Origin of the sequence: Paraflavisolibacter caeni (genome assembly GCF_025628885.1) — a bacterium.
GTDB classification, from domain to species: Bacteria; Bacteroidota; Bacteroidia; order Chitinophagales; family Chitinophagaceae; genus Flavisolibacter; species Flavisolibacter caeni.
On sequence record NZ_JAOTIF010000002.1, the window covers coordinates 358,866 to 375,746 of the forward strand.

General features: G+C 41.4%; 19 protein-coding genes. 17 read left to right on the forward strand and 2 right to left on the reverse strand.

Annotated features, from left to right (window positions below; genetic code table 11):
* Positions 1-70: 70 nt before the first annotated feature.
* The 12 genes from OCK74_RS05600 (at position 71) to OCK74_RS05655 (ending at position 7,695) form a co-directional block, all read left to right on the forward strand.
* Positions 71-610, forward strand: coding sequence for a hypothetical protein (locus OCK74_RS05600; protein WP_279296026.1), 540 nt, complete (start codon positions 71-73; stop codon positions 608-610).
* Between the two features lie 343 nt (positions 611-953).
* Complete coding sequence (locus tag OCK74_RS05605; protein ID WP_279296027.1) at positions 954-1,553, forward strand: hypothetical protein; 600 nt, start codon at positions 954-956, stop codon at positions 1,551-1,553.
* 202 nt (positions 1,554-1,755) lie between these two features.
* On the forward strand, positions 1,756-2,451 hold the full coding sequence (locus tag OCK74_RS05610; RefSeq protein WP_279296028.1) for a hypothetical protein: 696 nt from the start codon (positions 1,756-1,758) through the stop codon (positions 2,449-2,451).
* A 103-nt stretch (positions 2,452-2,554) separates the two neighbouring features.
* Positions 2,555-3,127: a hypothetical protein gene (locus tag OCK74_RS05615; RefSeq protein ID WP_279296029.1), complete on the forward strand. Its 573-nt coding sequence runs from the start codon at positions 2,555-2,557 to the stop codon at positions 3,125-3,127.
* A 168-nt stretch (positions 3,128-3,295) separates the two neighbouring features.
* Positions 3,296-3,766, forward strand: coding sequence for a hypothetical protein (locus tag OCK74_RS05620; protein WP_279296030.1), 471 nt, complete (start codon positions 3,296-3,298; stop codon positions 3,764-3,766).
* A gap of 182 nt (positions 3,767-3,948) precedes the next feature.
* Positions 3,949-4,515: a dihydrofolate reductase family protein gene (locus OCK74_RS05625; protein WP_279296031.1), complete on the forward strand. Its 567-nt coding sequence runs from the start codon at positions 3,949-3,951 to the stop codon at positions 4,513-4,515.
* 143 nt (positions 4,516-4,658) lie between these two features.
* Positions 4,659-5,117 carry a hypothetical protein gene (locus OCK74_RS05630; protein ID WP_279296032.1) on the forward strand — a complete coding sequence of 153 codons (459 nt, stop codon included), beginning with the start codon at positions 4,659-4,661 and terminating at the stop codon, positions 5,115-5,117.
* Positions 5,118-5,278: 161 nt separating this feature from the next.
* Positions 5,279-5,536: a DUF4369 domain-containing protein gene (locus OCK74_RS05635; RefSeq protein ID WP_279296033.1), complete on the forward strand. Its 258-nt coding sequence runs from the start codon at positions 5,279-5,281 to the stop codon at positions 5,534-5,536.
* A 9-nt stretch (positions 5,537-5,545) separates the two neighbouring features.
* Positions 5,546-6,463 carry a peroxiredoxin family protein gene (locus OCK74_RS05640; protein ID WP_279296034.1) on the forward strand — a complete coding sequence of 306 codons (918 nt, stop codon included), beginning with the start codon at positions 5,546-5,548 and terminating at the stop codon, positions 6,461-6,463.
* Positions 6,464-6,632: 169 nt separating this feature from the next.
* The gene (locus OCK74_RS05645) at positions 6,633-7,136 is read left to right on the forward strand and encodes an amidohydrolase family protein (protein WP_279296035.1); all 504 of its coding nucleotides are present in this window, start codon (positions 6,633-6,635) and stop codon (positions 7,134-7,136) included.
* A gap of 15 nt (positions 7,137-7,151) precedes the next feature.
* Positions 7,152-7,463 carry a hypothetical protein gene (locus OCK74_RS05650; protein WP_279296036.1) on the forward strand — a complete coding sequence of 104 codons (312 nt, stop codon included), beginning with the start codon at positions 7,152-7,154 and terminating at the stop codon, positions 7,461-7,463.
* Positions 7,441-7,695, forward strand: coding sequence for an amidohydrolase family protein (locus tag OCK74_RS05655; RefSeq protein ID WP_279296037.1), 255 nt, complete (start codon positions 7,441-7,443; stop codon positions 7,693-7,695). Before OCK74_RS05650 ends, OCK74_RS05655 begins: the two co-directional genes overlap by 23 nt.
* A gap of 56 nt (positions 7,696-7,751) precedes the next feature.
* Here OCK74_RS05655 and OCK74_RS05660 read toward each other — a convergent pair whose 3' ends face one another.
* Positions 7,752-11,000: a PPi-type phosphoenolpyruvate carboxykinase family protein gene (locus OCK74_RS05660; protein ID WP_279296038.1), complete on the reverse strand. Its 3,249-nt coding sequence runs from the start codon at positions 10,998-11,000 to the stop codon at positions 7,752-7,754.
* 620 nt (positions 11,001-11,620) lie between these two features.
* On the opposite strand from OCK74_RS05660, the gene OCK74_RS05665 reads away from it, so the two are divergent.
* The 5 genes from OCK74_RS05665 (at position 11,621) to OCK74_RS05685 (ending at position 15,632) form a co-directional block, all read left to right on the forward strand.
* Entirely contained in the window at positions 11,621-12,895 is a 1,275-nt protein-coding gene (locus OCK74_RS05665; protein WP_279296039.1) for a DUF6624 domain-containing protein, read from the forward strand.
* A 143-nt stretch (positions 12,896-13,038) separates the two neighbouring features.
* Positions 13,039-13,614, forward strand: coding sequence for an outer membrane beta-barrel protein (locus OCK74_RS05670; RefSeq protein ID WP_279296040.1), 576 nt, complete (start codon positions 13,039-13,041; stop codon positions 13,612-13,614).
* 184 nt (positions 13,615-13,798) lie between these two features.
* Positions 13,799-14,092: a type II toxin-antitoxin system HigB family toxin gene (locus OCK74_RS05675; protein WP_279296041.1), complete on the forward strand. Its 294-nt coding sequence runs from the start codon at positions 13,799-13,801 to the stop codon at positions 14,090-14,092.
* Between the two features lie 13 nt (positions 14,093-14,105).
* Positions 14,106-14,462, forward strand: a complete 357-nt coding sequence (locus tag OCK74_RS05680) for a helix-turn-helix domain-containing protein (RefSeq protein WP_279296042.1) — start codon at positions 14,106-14,108, stop codon at positions 14,460-14,462.
* 135 nt (positions 14,463-14,597) lie between these two features.
* The gene (locus tag OCK74_RS05685) at positions 14,598-15,632 is read left to right on the forward strand and encodes a bile acid:sodium symporter family protein (protein WP_279296043.1); all 1,035 of its coding nucleotides are present in this window, start codon (positions 14,598-14,600) and stop codon (positions 15,630-15,632) included.
* Here OCK74_RS05685 and OCK74_RS05690 read toward each other — a convergent pair.
* Positions 15,610-16,794: an ATP-binding protein gene (locus tag OCK74_RS05690; RefSeq protein ID WP_341483176.1), complete on the reverse strand. Its 1,185-nt coding sequence runs from the start codon at positions 16,792-16,794 to the stop codon at positions 15,610-15,612. The two genes, OCK74_RS05685 and OCK74_RS05690, sit on opposite strands and share 23 nt — an antisense overlap.
* Positions 16,795-16,881 lie beyond the last annotated feature (87 nt).

A 16,881-nucleotide genomic window follows, 5' to 3' on the forward strand; every position in this document is an offset into this window, starting at 1 on the left:
CTGGTTGATACACCTGATGCAGCGTTTATTCATCTTTGTAACTCATTACAATTGATAATGCCAGTTATCTATGATCAAGCAATTGATTCTTTTAACGCTGTTCATTTTTGTATATGCGTGCCTGAATGCTCAAAAAGGAAATAACGGACTGAGCATCAATGGTGAGGTTACTGTCCCTTTTTATCAGAATGACCAGGGCTTTGGTTTTTTCATGAAAGGCTTATATGGTATTGGCAAATCGGCCCAGCTTACAGCTTCTATTGGTGTTTCAAAATTTAAGAACAGGAATTCTATAGAGAGCAAGGAGGTGAAGACACGCCTGATCCCTTTCCTAGTAGGGTATCAACAAAACATCCGCAAATTCTATATTGAACCTAAGATAGGCATTGGCGAAATGGGAGGCAGGATACTTTCTGATGGAGACTATGCGAGGCCTTCGGTTGTAGCTGTATTTGGTGGATTAGGAGCTGGATATAGGATCAAACGTTTCAATGCCGGTATTAGTTTTCTAACTGCACATGGAATAGATAAGCCCTCTGCCGGTCTTTGGTACAATGAGAACTTCCATTATACAAGTTTATACATTGGGTATGATTTGTTTTCGAAATGAATAATATACTACAGGAGTATCCAGTTTTACAGATTACTTTATTGAGAGCGGGAGCATAAGGGGAATGACGAATAAAGGGATAGAAGGGGCGGGGTTTATAAGGGCGGAGGTAAGGGAAGATGCTTTTTAGAGGTTTAGGAACGAAGGTGGCATACCCTTGCCCTACTGTAGGTATACTGTTGGTCTGCTTCAGGTATACTTGAGGTACGAAGGATCCCTACTTGAAAGCTGGAGGTGGAGGCGGACAAAAGCGGCCATTTCCTGCCATTTTATGCCAAAGCGGCCAGAGGGGTTGGAGGGGTGGGTGGGCAGCCCTAGCTTTAGGGGGTAAATGAATCAAAAGATGAAACAGCTTTACATTGACAACAGGACCAGGTTGGTGGTAGTGGAGGGCAAAGTGATGTCCCGGCTGCTGCTGGGCATCCTCCGGGGCTCGATTGGGAAGTGCTTTGTGGTGAAGCACTATAGGGCCAACAAGAAAAAGAAGTGGAAGAAAAGGACCATCGTGACCCGCTACCCGGATATGAGTGGAGTGGTAGCTTCTGAACAGCAAAGGGAATGCAGGAATCTGTTCAAAGAGGCGGTGGTGTATGCCCAGTGGATCCTCTCGGATGCGGAAAGGAAGGAGGCATTTCGAAAGACACTGCCCAGGAAGAAGCGGAAGCATGTGTACCAGGCTGCTATCCGGTTGTATATGAACATGCAGGGGGATCCGCAGTGGCTGAGAAAACAGCTGGCAGTCAGAGGGATGATGAGCACAGGCAAAAGGGAAATAGCTGATGTGAAGGTGGTGAAGGGGGAATGGTTCATGGGGATTGCTGGTGGGGTAGAGGGTGGGGAGCAGAGGGAAGCCTGGAAGGTATGGTGGAAAAAGGAGGAAGTCGGACTGAAGGTGGATGCACATGGGCAAGAGAATGGCTGTTTGGGCGTATTGCGGATTTAGGGAGGAGGGTAAAGGGAGTAGTTCGTTTTTGTTGTTTTCAGTTGTGCACTACAGATGAGCTCATGCAGAATGGGCAATAAAGAAACTGAACTAAAAAGTTTATGAAAGACTATGCAAATCAGCTCGTTATAGAGCTAGGAAAAATACACTTGCCTAGATGAGGTTGGTTCGTAAATTTATCTACTGTTGGCAGTAACCTTATATGAAGCTCAAACTAACACCATTCTTTATAGCATCCCTAGGACTGTTCCTGTATGGGTTGTACTGGTGGTTTATCGCAGACTCTGGCGAAGAAGGTTGGGGACTGCTTTTCGGAATGGTCATTACCGTCTTTTCAGTCGGACTTTTTGTAGTCTATATCATTTTTCGAGCAATCTTTAAAACCAGAGTTTGGACACAAACTAGTATTGAGACCCTTCTTCTTTGTGTAGGATTGTTTTATTACTACAAGACTGAAGGGGCATTTGTCTTTACATTACCCAGGAACTACAAAGGACATGTTCTTGTTGTTTACAATGTAGAAGGACAACCTACTCTCCCGACTAATTTTCTTTCTAATAAGGTTAAGGTGACCGTTCCCACTTCGGGAATTGTATTGACATCATCTTCCCCACTAAATGTACAATACTATAACGGCGGGATATTCACTGAAGATGGTAAAAATATAAACGATTTACAAGGTGCAGACCGGCGATACGACATACCAGTGCTAAATGACACTATTATTTGCAATGGTAGAACGTACCGCATTGATAAGTGGATGATCAAAGACCAGCCGAATTGGGAATTAAAGGACGACACATTGTATAAACTAAATGAAAAACTAGAATTGGCATGTGACCTGATAAACAGAAAAGCTACTGCCAACAACAGTTTTGCAAAAGTTGGGCTTAAGTAATAAATTTAAACATTCAATCACTAATCAGCTTTTGTGTATAGGCTAAGCTGACCAACAATAAATGCCCAACCTTCGCAAAGCCTTTTCCGTTAGGCATAATTGTATGAACAGACTTTTCCTATATTTCATTGCAATAATTATAGTGTCCTGCAGCGAGACGCAGTCACAAGGTTCCACAGTAGACACTAATGAGAATCATAAAGATATTTTACCTATTTCTAAAATAGACACTGCAAAAGCTACAGTGGAGCTGATTAAAGATTCTATCGCTGGTGAGGAAGGTGAAACTGAGACCTGCTATGTAGTCATTGCTGACACAGGAACACATTATTATTCGCTCAGGGACAAAATGCTTGCCCTGCATGATACTTTAAGGCAAGCCATTGATACAATGCATCGCACCTATAACGTGACAAAAGATTTGATTGCTTTACCCGAGGACGATGAAGATGACCTGTACGCAGGTGACTATTATCCCCGCAGATTCCCATCGCAAGAGTTGAGTCTGGAATACTTAAATTTCTATCTAGAGCAAGCCAGAGAAAAAAGTATAGCACTGGTAACAGGCATTTACGAGACAAAGAACAGTGCAGACAGTGCATTGGACATCTTGAGAAAAGTAAGTCCAAAAGCATTTGTAGTCAAATCGGACATTTATATGGGCTGCATTCACTAAGGCGATACCAAATACGCCTAATATGGAGTTTAACAAAAGCTGGGAAGAATGACTATCTTTCAGCTATAAACCAATAACAACAAAAGAAAGTCAGTGAAGCTGTGGTAACCCAGACTACCCAGCCTTTGCCAATCTCCTGAAACCGTTGTAGGCAATATTGATTCGACCTTGGATTATAAAAGAAATATACATAAGAGACTTTTATTTAACCGCTTAACTTTTGCCATACTACTGGCAGGAATTATTCTTATTATCATCTTCAAAAGCTATACATATCTTGCACTTTTCGCTATTGCATATTTCATTTTAGATTTTATTTTCCCTTTGTATCAAGTTTCGATCACGGACACTACTTTGACAATCAGGAGGTTTTTTGCGGGTGGGCTCTTGCAAAAAGGGACTAAGATTGAAAAGAGTAAAATAAATGAGATTAGAAATATTGATACAAGCATAACAACAAATTCTCAAATCGACTTCGAATATGGTGTGTTTGCTCCTGGTGACGTAGACAACCAAACAAAGAAATATGAGATTTTCAAAATAAAATATGCTTTCGGTGAGAATAACAAATCTATAAAAGTTCCGCTCTTACAACTTGAGGCCGACATTTTGAACCGGGTTATACTACCTACAACTTGATGTTCATGTAATGGTGGCCGAAGTTAATATTACAAGCATTTGCTTCTCTATAGAACTACATAACTTTACATATAGTGGTGTAACTCAGACTGCCTCCACTCACATGAACATCTTAAATCGTTAGTCAGAATTGCAAAACGACACCCCCGCTGGCAAAGGACGGACAATTAAAAAGACTAAATATGAGAAAAATAATTGCAGGAATAAATATGACACTTGACGGGTTTTGCGACCACACGGCAATAATTCCAGATGAAGAATTACATCAACATTATGCCGACCTGTTAAGTAACGCAGACACCGTTCTATATGGAAGGATAACTTACCAACTTATGGAATATTGGAAAACGGTAGTGGAAAACCCTACCGGTAACAAAGCAATGGACGACTTTGCTGTGATAATGGATAAAATCCCCAAAATAGTTTTTTCCCACACGCTAAAAAATGTAGAATGGGAAAGTGCAAAGTTGGCAAATCGAGACATTGAAGAAGAAGTTTTAGAACTAAAACAACAATCGGGCAAAGACATTTTAGTTGGCAGTCGGAGTTTAATTATACAGCTAATGGAACTTAATTTGATTGATGAATACCAACTTTGTGTTCACCCTGTCGTTGCAGGAAGCGGTTTGCCATTATTTGAAAATATGAAAGACAGGACTATTTTTAAACTCATAAAGACTAAAACCTTTAGTAGTGGTGCAGTAACGCTTTACTATGAACCGACAAACAAAAAAACAACGAACCGATAACAAAAATTTTGCTGCAAGTGGGGCTGGACGTTGAAACATCAGCATTTGTTCCAGGCTGGACATTATAAAATATCCAACCTGCAGCAATACTGGTTCGTTGGCCGCTACTGGATACAACCGATTTTGGACTTTAATACTTCTTAATGACAGTGGATAAAGAGAAAAGGAGACCAGTTAATTTCCCGCCTTATAAATTTGATGAGGAAGACAGACTAATTGCCTCACAAATTAATGGCCTCAAGCTCTCCCGGATTGTTAATCCGAAACCATTTGGGCCTATTTTTCATTTTGAAATAAATGAGCAGTCTACATTTCAAGATGTTTTTGAATTTTTAAACTCTGTACCAGAGGAATTTGAAATTCAATATTTCCGTCCTTTTAGCCCAGAAGAAAGTGTAGCGGGAACGATAGTCATAGTCCAGAAAGTAGGCAGCAATTATTGTTTTTATAATGGAAGCCACGGCCAGGATAAAATCTGGAAAACAATCACCAAAGACGAACTTTTACAAGAATTGTTTACATACCGACAACATCAAAGTTTTGGAACAATCGAAGTTTCCAGAGCAAATAAACAACCGATGATTGGACAGAAAGCGAACTAAACCCTAAGCGGCTAACATAAAATGTTTTAGCAATGATGGCTTAATGACTACAATCAGCTTCTAAATCATTACTAAACAGTATATCTTTATCCAAGCAGGTGTAACTCTGACTTCCATCATTGACAGAAACACCTAAGACCGTTAACCGAAACTAAACTTGCATGAGACTTTTATTTGTTTTTTTATTATTCTGCGTTATTACAGATACCACTGCACAAACAAAAGCCAAGCTGAAAGGTGGCGAATTTGTACTTTCTGGTAAACTCATTGGCAGGGACAGTGGAGCCTTGATTTTATGGTATCCTGATACGGCTGGCAATTTCAGCAATTACATTTATGATACGGCTTACCTGAAGCAGGGAAAATTTGTTTTCAAAGGCCGCATTTCAGAACCTTCTTTTTGCCACCTCTTGGGTTAGGAGGGATGGATGATTCATCATTTGGAATCACAGGGGATGTACACCACCTTCTTCCTGGAAGAGGGAAAACAAAGCATTGTCCTGGAAGATTTCAAGTTCCCCTATATGGAAATGCAGGGCTCCCGAACGCAGGAGGAATACAAGCCTTTAACTAAAAAGATGAATGAACTTAACCAAAAGATCGATAGTGTCAATAGTATTTATCTAATGGCTATCAAATCAAGAATAAATAGTAGTGATAGTACAGAGCGGATGACATGGAATAACAAAGAGCAACAGTTAGAGCAGCAGATGGACAGCATCAGAGAAGAGAAGTTCAAAGAAAGAGTGGCTTTTATTCCACGCCATCCTTCTTCCTATGCCAGTGCAATACAACTGGCCATTTGTCTACAAACAATTCCCCTGGATTCTTCCATGAAGCTCTATAACCAATTGACGGCTGAGATCAGGAATAGCAGGGTTGGAAAGTATTGTGCAAAGGAGATGGAAAAGATCAAACAACTCACGAAAGGAGCCATTTTTCCTAACTTTCATGCGGTTGATATTAATGGACAAAACCTTTCCTTCGAGCAGTTCAGAGGCAAGCATGTGCTGTTGTTTTTTTGGCTCAGCTGGTCTAATGCTTCCGTAAAAGCCCTTCGTCAGATCAAACCACTTTATGACAACTATCATGCAAAAGGATTTGAAGTGATCGCTATTTCAAGGGAGGGATCCGTAGAGAGTTTGAAGCGAAACATCCGCAGGGAAGGCATAACGCAGTGGAGTCATTTCATTCCCAGCGGGGAAACGGCTACGCTGTTTTCACCTATATTTTATGTGCCAAAATATATACTGGTTGATCCTTCAGGAAAAATCATCTGGAGTTCCATCGATGGCAATAGTGTGGACTGGCAAGAAACTTTACAAAGAAAAATAGAAGACAAATAAATGTTCTTCGGCTGACAGGCTGTTTTATGAAATGGCAGCTATGTGCTACATTTAAACTGTAAAATATCAATCAACGACAGAATAGAGGCCTGGCGGAAGAAACACGGACTGCTGTTATTTCAAAAAGCCTCATCTCCGTTGTGTGCAGTTTTAGATAGACCTCACGACTATGAAATTATTTACGTTTACTCTTGCTTTTTTGGCCACAATTACTTCCTTTGGGCAGGCAGGGAAATTTGATCTTGTCATAAAGAACGCAAAAGTGTTTGACAGCAGAACAGGGGCGCTTTCTTTAAACCAAACGATTCTGATCAAAGGTGGCATCATTACTAAAGTAACAAGCAATCAAAAGAACTATTCTGCTACGAAAACTATTGACGCCAGAGGAAAACTAGTAACCCCGGGATTTATCGATACTCATATTCATCCAACTGATGTTTATCGTGCCTATGGTGCGTTGCCTGAGTATTTTCAAAAAGACTCTTTGGAATTTTACAGAAAACGACTTTCTGACACTTATTTGCCTTATGGTGTGACAACCGCAATGATTATGGGACAGTCTGAAAAATGGTTGCCGCCGATACTTAGTTGGCACGCTGATCCTCAGCCAGGTTATTTAGACATCTACACAGTAGGCGGAGCCTTAATTTCAAACGAAGGCCGTAAACCTTAAATTAACCACATTATTGTGGATTCTCCTTCGGCTGCAAAACAAAAAGTAATAGAATATTACAAGTTAGGTCTAAGGCATATCAAGCTGTATTGGAAGCTGCGAAGACCAGAATTTGAAGCGGCTTTTGAAACTGCTGATAGCTTGGGAATGAAAGTCTATGGGCATGTTGACCAGAACATCATGTTTATAGATTCAACGTTAGATATTGGTTTGCGCAACTATGAACATATTTTAACCTTAGTTAATAGCGTTCTGGATGTTCAAAATGATGGCAAAGATTTTAGTTTGGAAATGCAAAAATATTATGCTCCAGGTACTCATTTCTGAGCAACTACTTTTATCAGAATATGGATTTACCATCCCTGCAATTCTACAGATTTCAACAATAAACGGGGCAACGGCTTTGGGCTTAGACAATAAATATGGTTCAATTGAAAAAGGAAAGAAAGCAGACTTACTTATTTGGGACAAAAGCCCATTTGACAATTATAAAAACTTTCTTGCCAGCAAGACAATTATTAAAGATGGAATTGTTTTCAAAAAAGGTAGCATCCACTAATAAAAACTGCGTTGGCTTGTTAAAAAAACCAACGCAGTTTGCTTATAATACCGGAATTAAGCCAGGTTTGGATTGCGGCCAATGGTGCCTGCCAGTACATCTTTATTTTTCAGTTGCTCCAGTTGCAGTTGCAATTCCTGCAGTTTAGTTGCTTTTTCTTTTTCATCGATCAACTGCGAAGCTGCTATTTGCTGTTGTTGCATTTCCAGTACGGTAACGGCAAACTCTTTCGATGCCTGCAGCCTTTCTTTATACCAGTCTGAATTCAACACATATTCCGGTGTAAACATGTTACGGATATCTGCATCAGCCAGTGTTTTGCCGTTGTAATGCCCATACACCATAATATGGATCAGCGCTTTCAGCGGCGGGCAGGCTTCATCTATGCTACCATCGGCAAACCATGATTTCGCCACCTCGGCCTGCGATTCTGCAATGTATTGTACTCCTTCGGCATAGTTTTTTGCGTTTTGCAGTTCGGGGCGCAGCATATCCAGCGGAAACACGCCATCGGGACTAGTAAACACACGACCTCCAAAGCGTTGCATGAAAGCCCGACTGATACGATACCCTAACCTTGATGCGGGTATACGACGGCCGCCATAATCAACATCTGGCACTTTTTCGAGATAGCCCCTGTCGATGAGGTATTTGGGATCTCTTTCGCGGGCACTCATGCGAGACCATAATTCGGGTACCCAATAACTGATATCATGATCTACCTGGTATTTATGTCCAATATAACCACAGGCAGTAGAATAGCCGGGTAACCCGGTCAATACGGCGCTAACCAGCGCAGCGTTAATATCGGCCACTGGGCGCAGCATATTGAATGGCCCTTTGGTAAGGGCTCCTTCAGAACCAAAGCCGGTAGTAGAAGGCGATTTACCCGATAAGGTAGCAATGCAATCCATCATCAGCTCCGGAATTTCCTGATAATGGATGGGACCATATACCGCCAGCATTTTAATGCCTTGCGATGGCGGGTTGTTTCTGCGACCGATCAGCAGGCTATCCACCGGATGAATCAGCGGCTGCGCCGCCAGCATTTTACGGAACATACGCGTACCCAGTTCGCTGATAAAGCGAGGTCGGGGATCGGCAAGATCCGGGCGATCCTGCAGGTAACGCACATTCTTGGTAATACTTTTTCCTACAACACGAGGGTGAGAAGTAGATACGAAATATTGATCATCTTCCAGCCCGGCTGCACGCTCAATGGTTTCGGCCATAACGGGCGTAAACTTTTCGAACTCGATAATATTTGCCATTAGTTGGCGCGCATCGGGCGCCTGCAATGGTTCATAGTTGGAGAAGAATACACCGGTTTTGCTAAAGTCAGATTCCGCCTGGCGGTCCAAGCCTTTATGGATGGCTTCATCAGGACGTTGAAACAATTTATTCTCGCAGTTCTCTACAATTTTCACCGAACCCTTTTGTTGTTCAGGCAATAAAGAAGGAATGGCTTCGCCGGGATATACAGACGATACGGAGATATCGTCCTCCGTTTGAATTTTGGTGGCAGGCATAAAATCCTGGCGCAGGCGGAAAGTTCTCCAACTACCATCATTATTCAGTCCTATTCTTAAATAACGGGTGGTTACTTTCAGCCCTTTGTATTTCAATTGGTGGCCAGGTTCGTTATCCAGTATATCTACACTGAAATAAGAACGCCAGTCATCGCCCCAGCTCGACTGGTGCAGGCGTTTAATGCAAAGTACCAGGCTCTTGATCTCCGAAGGAATTTCGCTTACCCATTTGTTATACTCTGGAGTATAGGTAGGGTGCGGGTTCAGCATGCGGATCACAGAACCCATGCTTCTTTGCTTGCTCATCATGGGGCGGCTCGCTTTTTCGGTATGATTGAGGGCTGCATCAAGATAGCGATCGCCATAATATTTATGGATAATGACTTCTGCGGCATCCAGCTCGGCTTCCAGGTTATTGACGTAGAAGTTCTCACTGAGAATCAGATCCTGGATGGATTTTGAAATTTCGGATTTACCACCACCAGAAACCGTTGAGGGCTTATGCAAAAAAACACCTTCGGCCACGGTGCCTCTCAGGTACCATGATTTGGTGATACGGTGCTTATGTAATTCAATTTTATAGCCGGATGGATGCAGATAGGTGACATTTTTTTGCAACGCTATGCTTTGCTTTTCTCCATTCAATGTCCAGGACACGGAAAGCGCCAACACATCTATGCAAGTGTCTTCCCGAATCAGTAATACATCTTTGTATTTTTTGTGAACCGCATAGCCTTTCGGTTGCGCTTCAAACTGGTTGGCATAGTTTTCCAATACCCATTCGTAGGAATAACTATTGTTTTTATTAATACGACTGTCTTCGGTAAAGTATTCTCCTAAATTATAGGAGGGATATACCATGGCGCCGCCGGCATGCTCTTCTTCGGCATTACCCAGCAAGTTAGTTGCAAAACTGATCTGTGTTTTTACTTCTTTTTTGCAATAGCCATAATAGTTATCTGCAATCAGGGTAATCACCCATCCTTCTTTGGTACGATGAGTACATTTGAACGCTTCTCCGTCGTTATAAAGATCGGCCTCGTTGCTCCAGCACATGCCCTGCTCCTTTTGCTGATCAGTAGCTTCGGAAATATGTGGCAGTCCCAGTTCTTTTTTGGTTTTATCCATTAGTTGTGGAGCCAATACTACCATGCCGGTTACACCGGTGAAGGAGCCTACTTTATACAAAATATCATTCCCGGGCAGGCGGGTATCGCCGGGGTTGCCAAAAATATTCTCTACGAAATCCAGGTTCGACACCAAGCCTCCGGGTACTACAAAGCGTACTTCGGAGCGCATTTCTTTCTGCAAACCGGGAATTTCGGGTTTCACCAGGGGGTGCAGTACAAGTCCTACAAACGATGCCACTCCATTATAAGGCAGTTCGCCTGATGCCATATCCAGTTCAAATGCTGCCGCCAGCATTTTTCCGAAGGTGTTTTTCGGCACTTTCAACTTATCATCGGCAATTGCCATCCCTTCTTCGCATACATGGAAGCTACCCTTGGTGGTGCGACGGTCCGACCGGGGGTTGTGCAGTACGCCCTGCATTACGCGGTAAGAACTGACATATTTGCCAATGTACTCGTTTTTATCCATGGGTAACGATAGTAGCCTGGCCTGTCCGGGCTTCACCAAATCAATAAGCGATGGCATGGCAATGCTTTCGCCAAATTCGCTTTGCAAAAAATCATTTAACCGTAAATCAATCGGGGCTGGTTGTTGCGTTTCACTAAGCAGTGAAGCCACATTGGATTCCTTGAGAATTGTAGTCATTTATTTCCTCAAATTAACAGCCTGTTGTCAACAAATGAATAGCAAAGACAAACAATACAGTCATGTTATTCAATTTATCGCATACCAGGCCTATGTAAAAGAAAGAGGGTCATTAAACACTCATTCTTCTTTTTCAAAGGCAGAAAGCCTGTTTAATAATTACCCCAAAATAGAGATAAAACCCATTTTGCTTTTTTTAATGTAAAACTTTTGCAATAAAAAGCAAGCTGGGGCAGCTAATTTAAGCACAAAACTGCAATTCTGGCTGCATTTATCGTTGAGAATACTTCATTTTTAGAAATCGGGAGTTTTGTTTTTCCAAATATGAATTACAATGAAATAAACAGCCATTAAGGTAGCTTTTATAAAGAGTTTGTCTGGGAAGTGGATTTGTGGTTCAACAAAGCCTAAAACTTTCTGGACAGCGATAGTCCATAACGGGCGCACAGCAAAAGTTCCGGGTTGGACGTAGTTTCATCCGGGCTTGACTTGCTTAGCTGCGTCAATTGGAGTATATTCAGCTTCAGTTATTCTATTTATCTTCGGTTCCAGGCTGGATATTATAAAATGTCCTGCCTTCGGCAATACCTGAACGTATGCCATTTGCCAAGACGCTTTAAATGAAAAAACTTTCTATTTTCTGCTGTTGCCTTCTTCTTTTCTTTAGCACTAATGCACAATCAGATAGCGTCTATCAAACTTTAATTGGAAAAGCAAGTTTATTTCACTTGCAGGAAAATTATAAAAGCGCAATTGAGTGTTATGAACAAGCTTTTAAACTGCAAAACCCCGATGCTTTGACCGCTTATAAAGCAGCAGGTATGTATTCATTGGACAGTAATGCAGACAGGGCATTAATTTACCTGCAAATAGCTTTAAAATCCGGCTGGACAGAAGCTGATCGGCTTGCGTTTGACCCCTATTTTGATTACCTGCGAAAAACAGAACAGGATAAATGGAAAGCAATAGAACAGGAAGCGCTTACCAAAGAACAGCAATATGGGAAAACTTTACAATTGCCTTCGTTGAGAAAAGAAATCAATTTAATGGCACTTAAAGACCAGCAATTAAGATACAAGCGGGTGCAAACCAATAATGATAATCTATTAGCAATTATAAATGGTCAGATCAACCAATCAGATCTCAATAACCTGGAACGTGCGAAACAGATTATCTCACAATATGGTTGGCTCAAAATATCACAGATTGGAAAAGACGGTCAGAATAATCTATGGCTTATTGTTCAACATGCAGACCAGGATGTGATGTTTCAACAAACAGCGCTGACTGCTATGGAAAAGCTAAAAGGAACAAAGGAACTTAATATGGAAAATTATGCTTTTCTATATGACAGGGTTCAATGTAATCTTAATTACAAACAAGTATACGGAACACAGGTAGTATGGACAAACAATGGTGAAGCCTCCGGCGTCAGACCTGTTAAAGAAGAAGATAAGGTGGATGAGCGAAGAAAAGAAATAGGATTACAACCATTGCAGATATATGCACTTACTTACGGATTTAATTATAAAGTACCAACAACTGCACAAGCAAGACAAAATGATTCAGCGGAGAGTATAAATGTTCACTTGCTTATGGACAGTGCAAAATATTTTTATTCAAAAAGGGAATTTCAAAAAACTTATGACTACTATAATACAGCCTCTACTTTTTTAAGTGGAATGAGCAGTGCAGATAATTTTGATGCAGCTATTGTTTTTTCAAAGATTGGTGCAGTGGATAAAGATGAAAAATATAAAAGTATTGCATTGGATTTTTTGAACCTGTTATACGTCAGACAAAATTTAACCAAAACGCAATTGCTTTCACAACCTGCTTTTAAAGTATTGTATAAAGAGCCACGTTGGAAGGATATGATTAAACAATTGAACTAATATCACGCTCTCAGCTATGCTGAACCGTTATAAGCAACCCTGTTGAAACACTCCTTAATATTCACAGATATTTAGCATTGACTGTTTTCTATTTACAATTGTTGCGTTTTACTTTAGTTACCCAATCACCAAAACTGTTCATTATGAGAAAACTTCTATTATTAGCCTTTGCTACCACTTTATTCAAATTTTCATCTGCGCAAATCACCAAAGGTAATTGGCTAGTGGGCGGCAACATTGCTTTTACCCACTCTAGACCAAAGATAACCGGATTCGATGGGGAAAGTGAACTTGATGCTGCTGTGAATACAGGTTATTTCTTTATAAATAAATTAGCCGCAGGTGTTCGTCTGCATACACAAATTGCAAAAGAGAAGATCACTCATCCAGATGGGTCTAAACAGAAAATTGTTCAACGAAACGTTGGTTTTGGTCCATTCCTTCGCTATTACGTCCTGGCTCCAGATAAGCATGTTAACCTATTTGGTGATGCAGGTCTTTTGTACAACATCAATTCAAATAATACCAATAGTGTTCACAGCAAGTCATTAACCTCGTCTTTGGGTGCTGGTGCTGTGGTTTTTCTTAACCAGATCGTTGGCCTGGAAGGATTGCTTTCATACAGTCATTATGCATTAGTGGACACTGATTCTGATTACAGTAGCAATGACTTTCAGTTCAAAGTAGGGCTGCAAGTTCATTTGCGAAAAGCGAAATAAAAACAAGGGATGCTTACAACAATGGATTTATTAACGGTATTTGATTACTAAGCTTTTGTAACCAAGATGTCAGCCCTTTTACAAATACCTTGAATCGTCGTTGGCTGAAATGCCTTGAGAACCCTCTTTTGAAAAATGGATTCCCAAAACGGGAACTTTCTCTACCTTTGTTACAAAAGACAGCTTGAGAGTTATAGCTAAGAAGACACTACGGGACTTCTGGGTCAAACACCCGGACAGTGAACAGCAACTGAAAGCATGGTACCAGGAAGCTGAAGACGCAAAGTGGAAAGGACCTAATGAAATCAAAAGAGATTATCCGAGTGCTTCTTTTCTGGTGGACAACAGGGTGGTGTTTAACATCAAAGGCAATCATTTCCAACTGATCGTGAAGATCAACTATGCATACGGAATGGTGTGGATCAGATTTGTGGGCACGCATGCGCAGTATGACAAAATTGACGCAACAACAATCTAAACAGGGAACAGCAATGACCATTAAACCGATAAAAACAAAGAAAGACTATCAGGCAGCCATGGAAAGATTAGAGATGATCTTCGATGCAAAGCCGGGAACTCCTGAAGGTGACGAGCTGGAGGTGTTGGGCATTCTTATCGACAAATACGAGCAGGAGCGCTATCCCATTGGCTTTCCGGACCCAATTGAAGCCATAAAGTTCCGTATGGAGCAGTTGGGCTATAGCCAAGGTGACTTGGCCAAGATAGTTGGGCTCAAAAGCCGTGCAAGTGAGATCCTAAACAAGAAACGTAAGCTGACACTGGAAATGATCCGCCAGTTGCACCAGGTATTGGGCATTCCTACTGATGTATTGATTCAGAGCTACTAACTGGAAAGCACTTCACCCAACGTTGCATTGAAACTATAGAGGGGTGACGATTATAAATGATCTTACTATTAGTCATCCCTCATGATTAAAAAGGGCTGATCGTTAGAGCGCTTACCTTTGCCGCCAAAAAGGGATATGAGCGAAAAGGTGACTTTGGGTAAACGGGTGTTGCAAATGCTCGCTCGCTTTGGCTTGGATCCGTTTGTTCTGCTACTGGTTGGCATGATCGTGCTGGCATACCTGTTTCCACAGGGTGGTACAGGTGAGGGGCCCTGGTCGCTCTCTTCTCTATCAGGATATGGCGTATCGTTGATCTTCTTTTTCTACGGGTTAAAATTAAATTTTGCTGAACTGAAAGCTGGCTTGCGCAACTGGAAGCTGCATGCGGTGGTTCAAATCAGCACATTCATTTTATTCCCGCTACTTGTTCTGAGCTGTAAAGGATTGTTTCATACTGATGCCTACCCATTGTGGCTGGGCGCTTTCTTCCTGGCAAGCCTGCCATCCACTGTATCTTCATCTGTAGTGATGGTGTCTATAGCAGAAGGCAACATACCGGCAGCTATATTTAACGCCAGTATTTCAAGCATCATTGGTGTATTCATTACGCCTGTCTGGATGAGTCTGGTAATTATGGGAGGAGCAGGAAGCACAGATATGTCAGATGTTATTTTAAAGCTCACCTTACAAGTGCTGGTGCCGGTGATACTTGGACTTCTGTTGAACAATAAATGGGGGCATTGGGCAAAACGGTATAAAAAGCAACTGAAATATTTCGACCAAACCATTATCCTGTCTATTGTTTACACTTCCTTTTGTGAGTCGTTTGCTCAGCACATGTTCAGCAATATCGGGGTTGTAGAATTGATTGTATTGGGCGTATGTATGCTCGGTCTTTTCTTCCTGGCCTACTTTATAATTACCCTTGTTTGTAAAGCCTTTTCTTTTAACCGGGAGGATACTATTACAACATCTTTTTGCGGATCAAAGAAATCGTTGGTACATGGTACAGTAATGTCAAAAGTATTATTCCCCAACAGTACAATAACCGGTATTTTATTGTTGCCATTGATGCTGTATCATGCACTGCAACTTATTGTAGTGAGCATGATAGCGCAAAGGTTAGCGAAAGAGCGTTCAAGACCACCTAGAATAACTGTACAGGGTTGATTTGCAGAAATTCTTGCCAGGGTAGTCCGGAGCCCCCTACCAGCAAAATCTTTCCCGGATGGAATTGCTTCTGAAATGTATTCATACCGGAAGTTGGTTTTGCTGCGCTGCTCTTTACTTCGAGTGCAATTATTTTACCCTTGCGTTCCAAAACAAAATCTACTTCGTCTGCTCTGTCGCGCCAATAATAAACTGTAAAGCCTTCTGTTAATGAGTGATTTATCAAATGGGCACCAATAGCAGATTCGACCATTCTTCCCCATTTCTCTGGATTGGTTTTAATATCACTAAAATCTTCAGTCCTTTGTGCACTAATGAGAGCTGTATTATGTACCTGGAATTTGGGACTTGATGATCGTTTGCGGATAATATCGGCTGCATATTTTTCAATGCCTCCAAGCAAACCTGCAGTATCAAGTAATTGAAGGTAGTGTGAAAGGGTAGTAGTATTGCCTGCATCCTGTAATTGTCCCAGCATTTTAGTATAGGAAAGGATTTGTCCTGAGTACAGGCAGCCTAACTCAAATAGACGTTTCATTAAGGCTGGTTTATCCACGCGGGTAAGCATGAGAATATCTTTCGAAATACTGGTTTCAATCAGTGCCTGTTGCACGTATGCTTTCCAGCGATCTTCTGTTCGGATCAGAGTTCCCGATCCCGGATAACCGCCAAACCATACATACTGATCTGCATCCCAACCAAAAGCTGCCTGCATTTCCCTATAAGACCAATGCCCCATATAAGTAGTTTCGAAACGGCCGGCTAACGATTCTGTCAATCCTTGTTGCAGTAATAGCCTTGAAGAACCCAATAGGATCACTTTCAAGTTTCTTTTAGTACGGCTATCGGTGTCCCATAATAGTTTAACCGTTTCGCTCCAGTTGTTGATCTTCTGTATTTCATCAACTACCAATAAAGATTCTGTAGCTTGCTGTGTATCCATTTTGACCCGTGCTGTTTCCCATTGCTGTTCCAGCCAAGCGGTATTAGAAACAGCTACGGCATCGGCAGAAGCAAAGTGAACGGGAATAGTCAGACGCTCCATCAGTTGAGTCACCAAGGTGGTTTTTCCGACCTGCCGCGGGCCCATAAGTACCTGGATGAATCTTCTAGTTTCTTTAATTCTATTTATAAGGGGCTGTAAATGAGGTCGTTCGTACATGGTTTACAAATTACTCAATATAGTGAGTAAAATTACTCAGAATATTGAGTAATTTGTTGATGTTTTCATAATCTTTTTTACCAGATA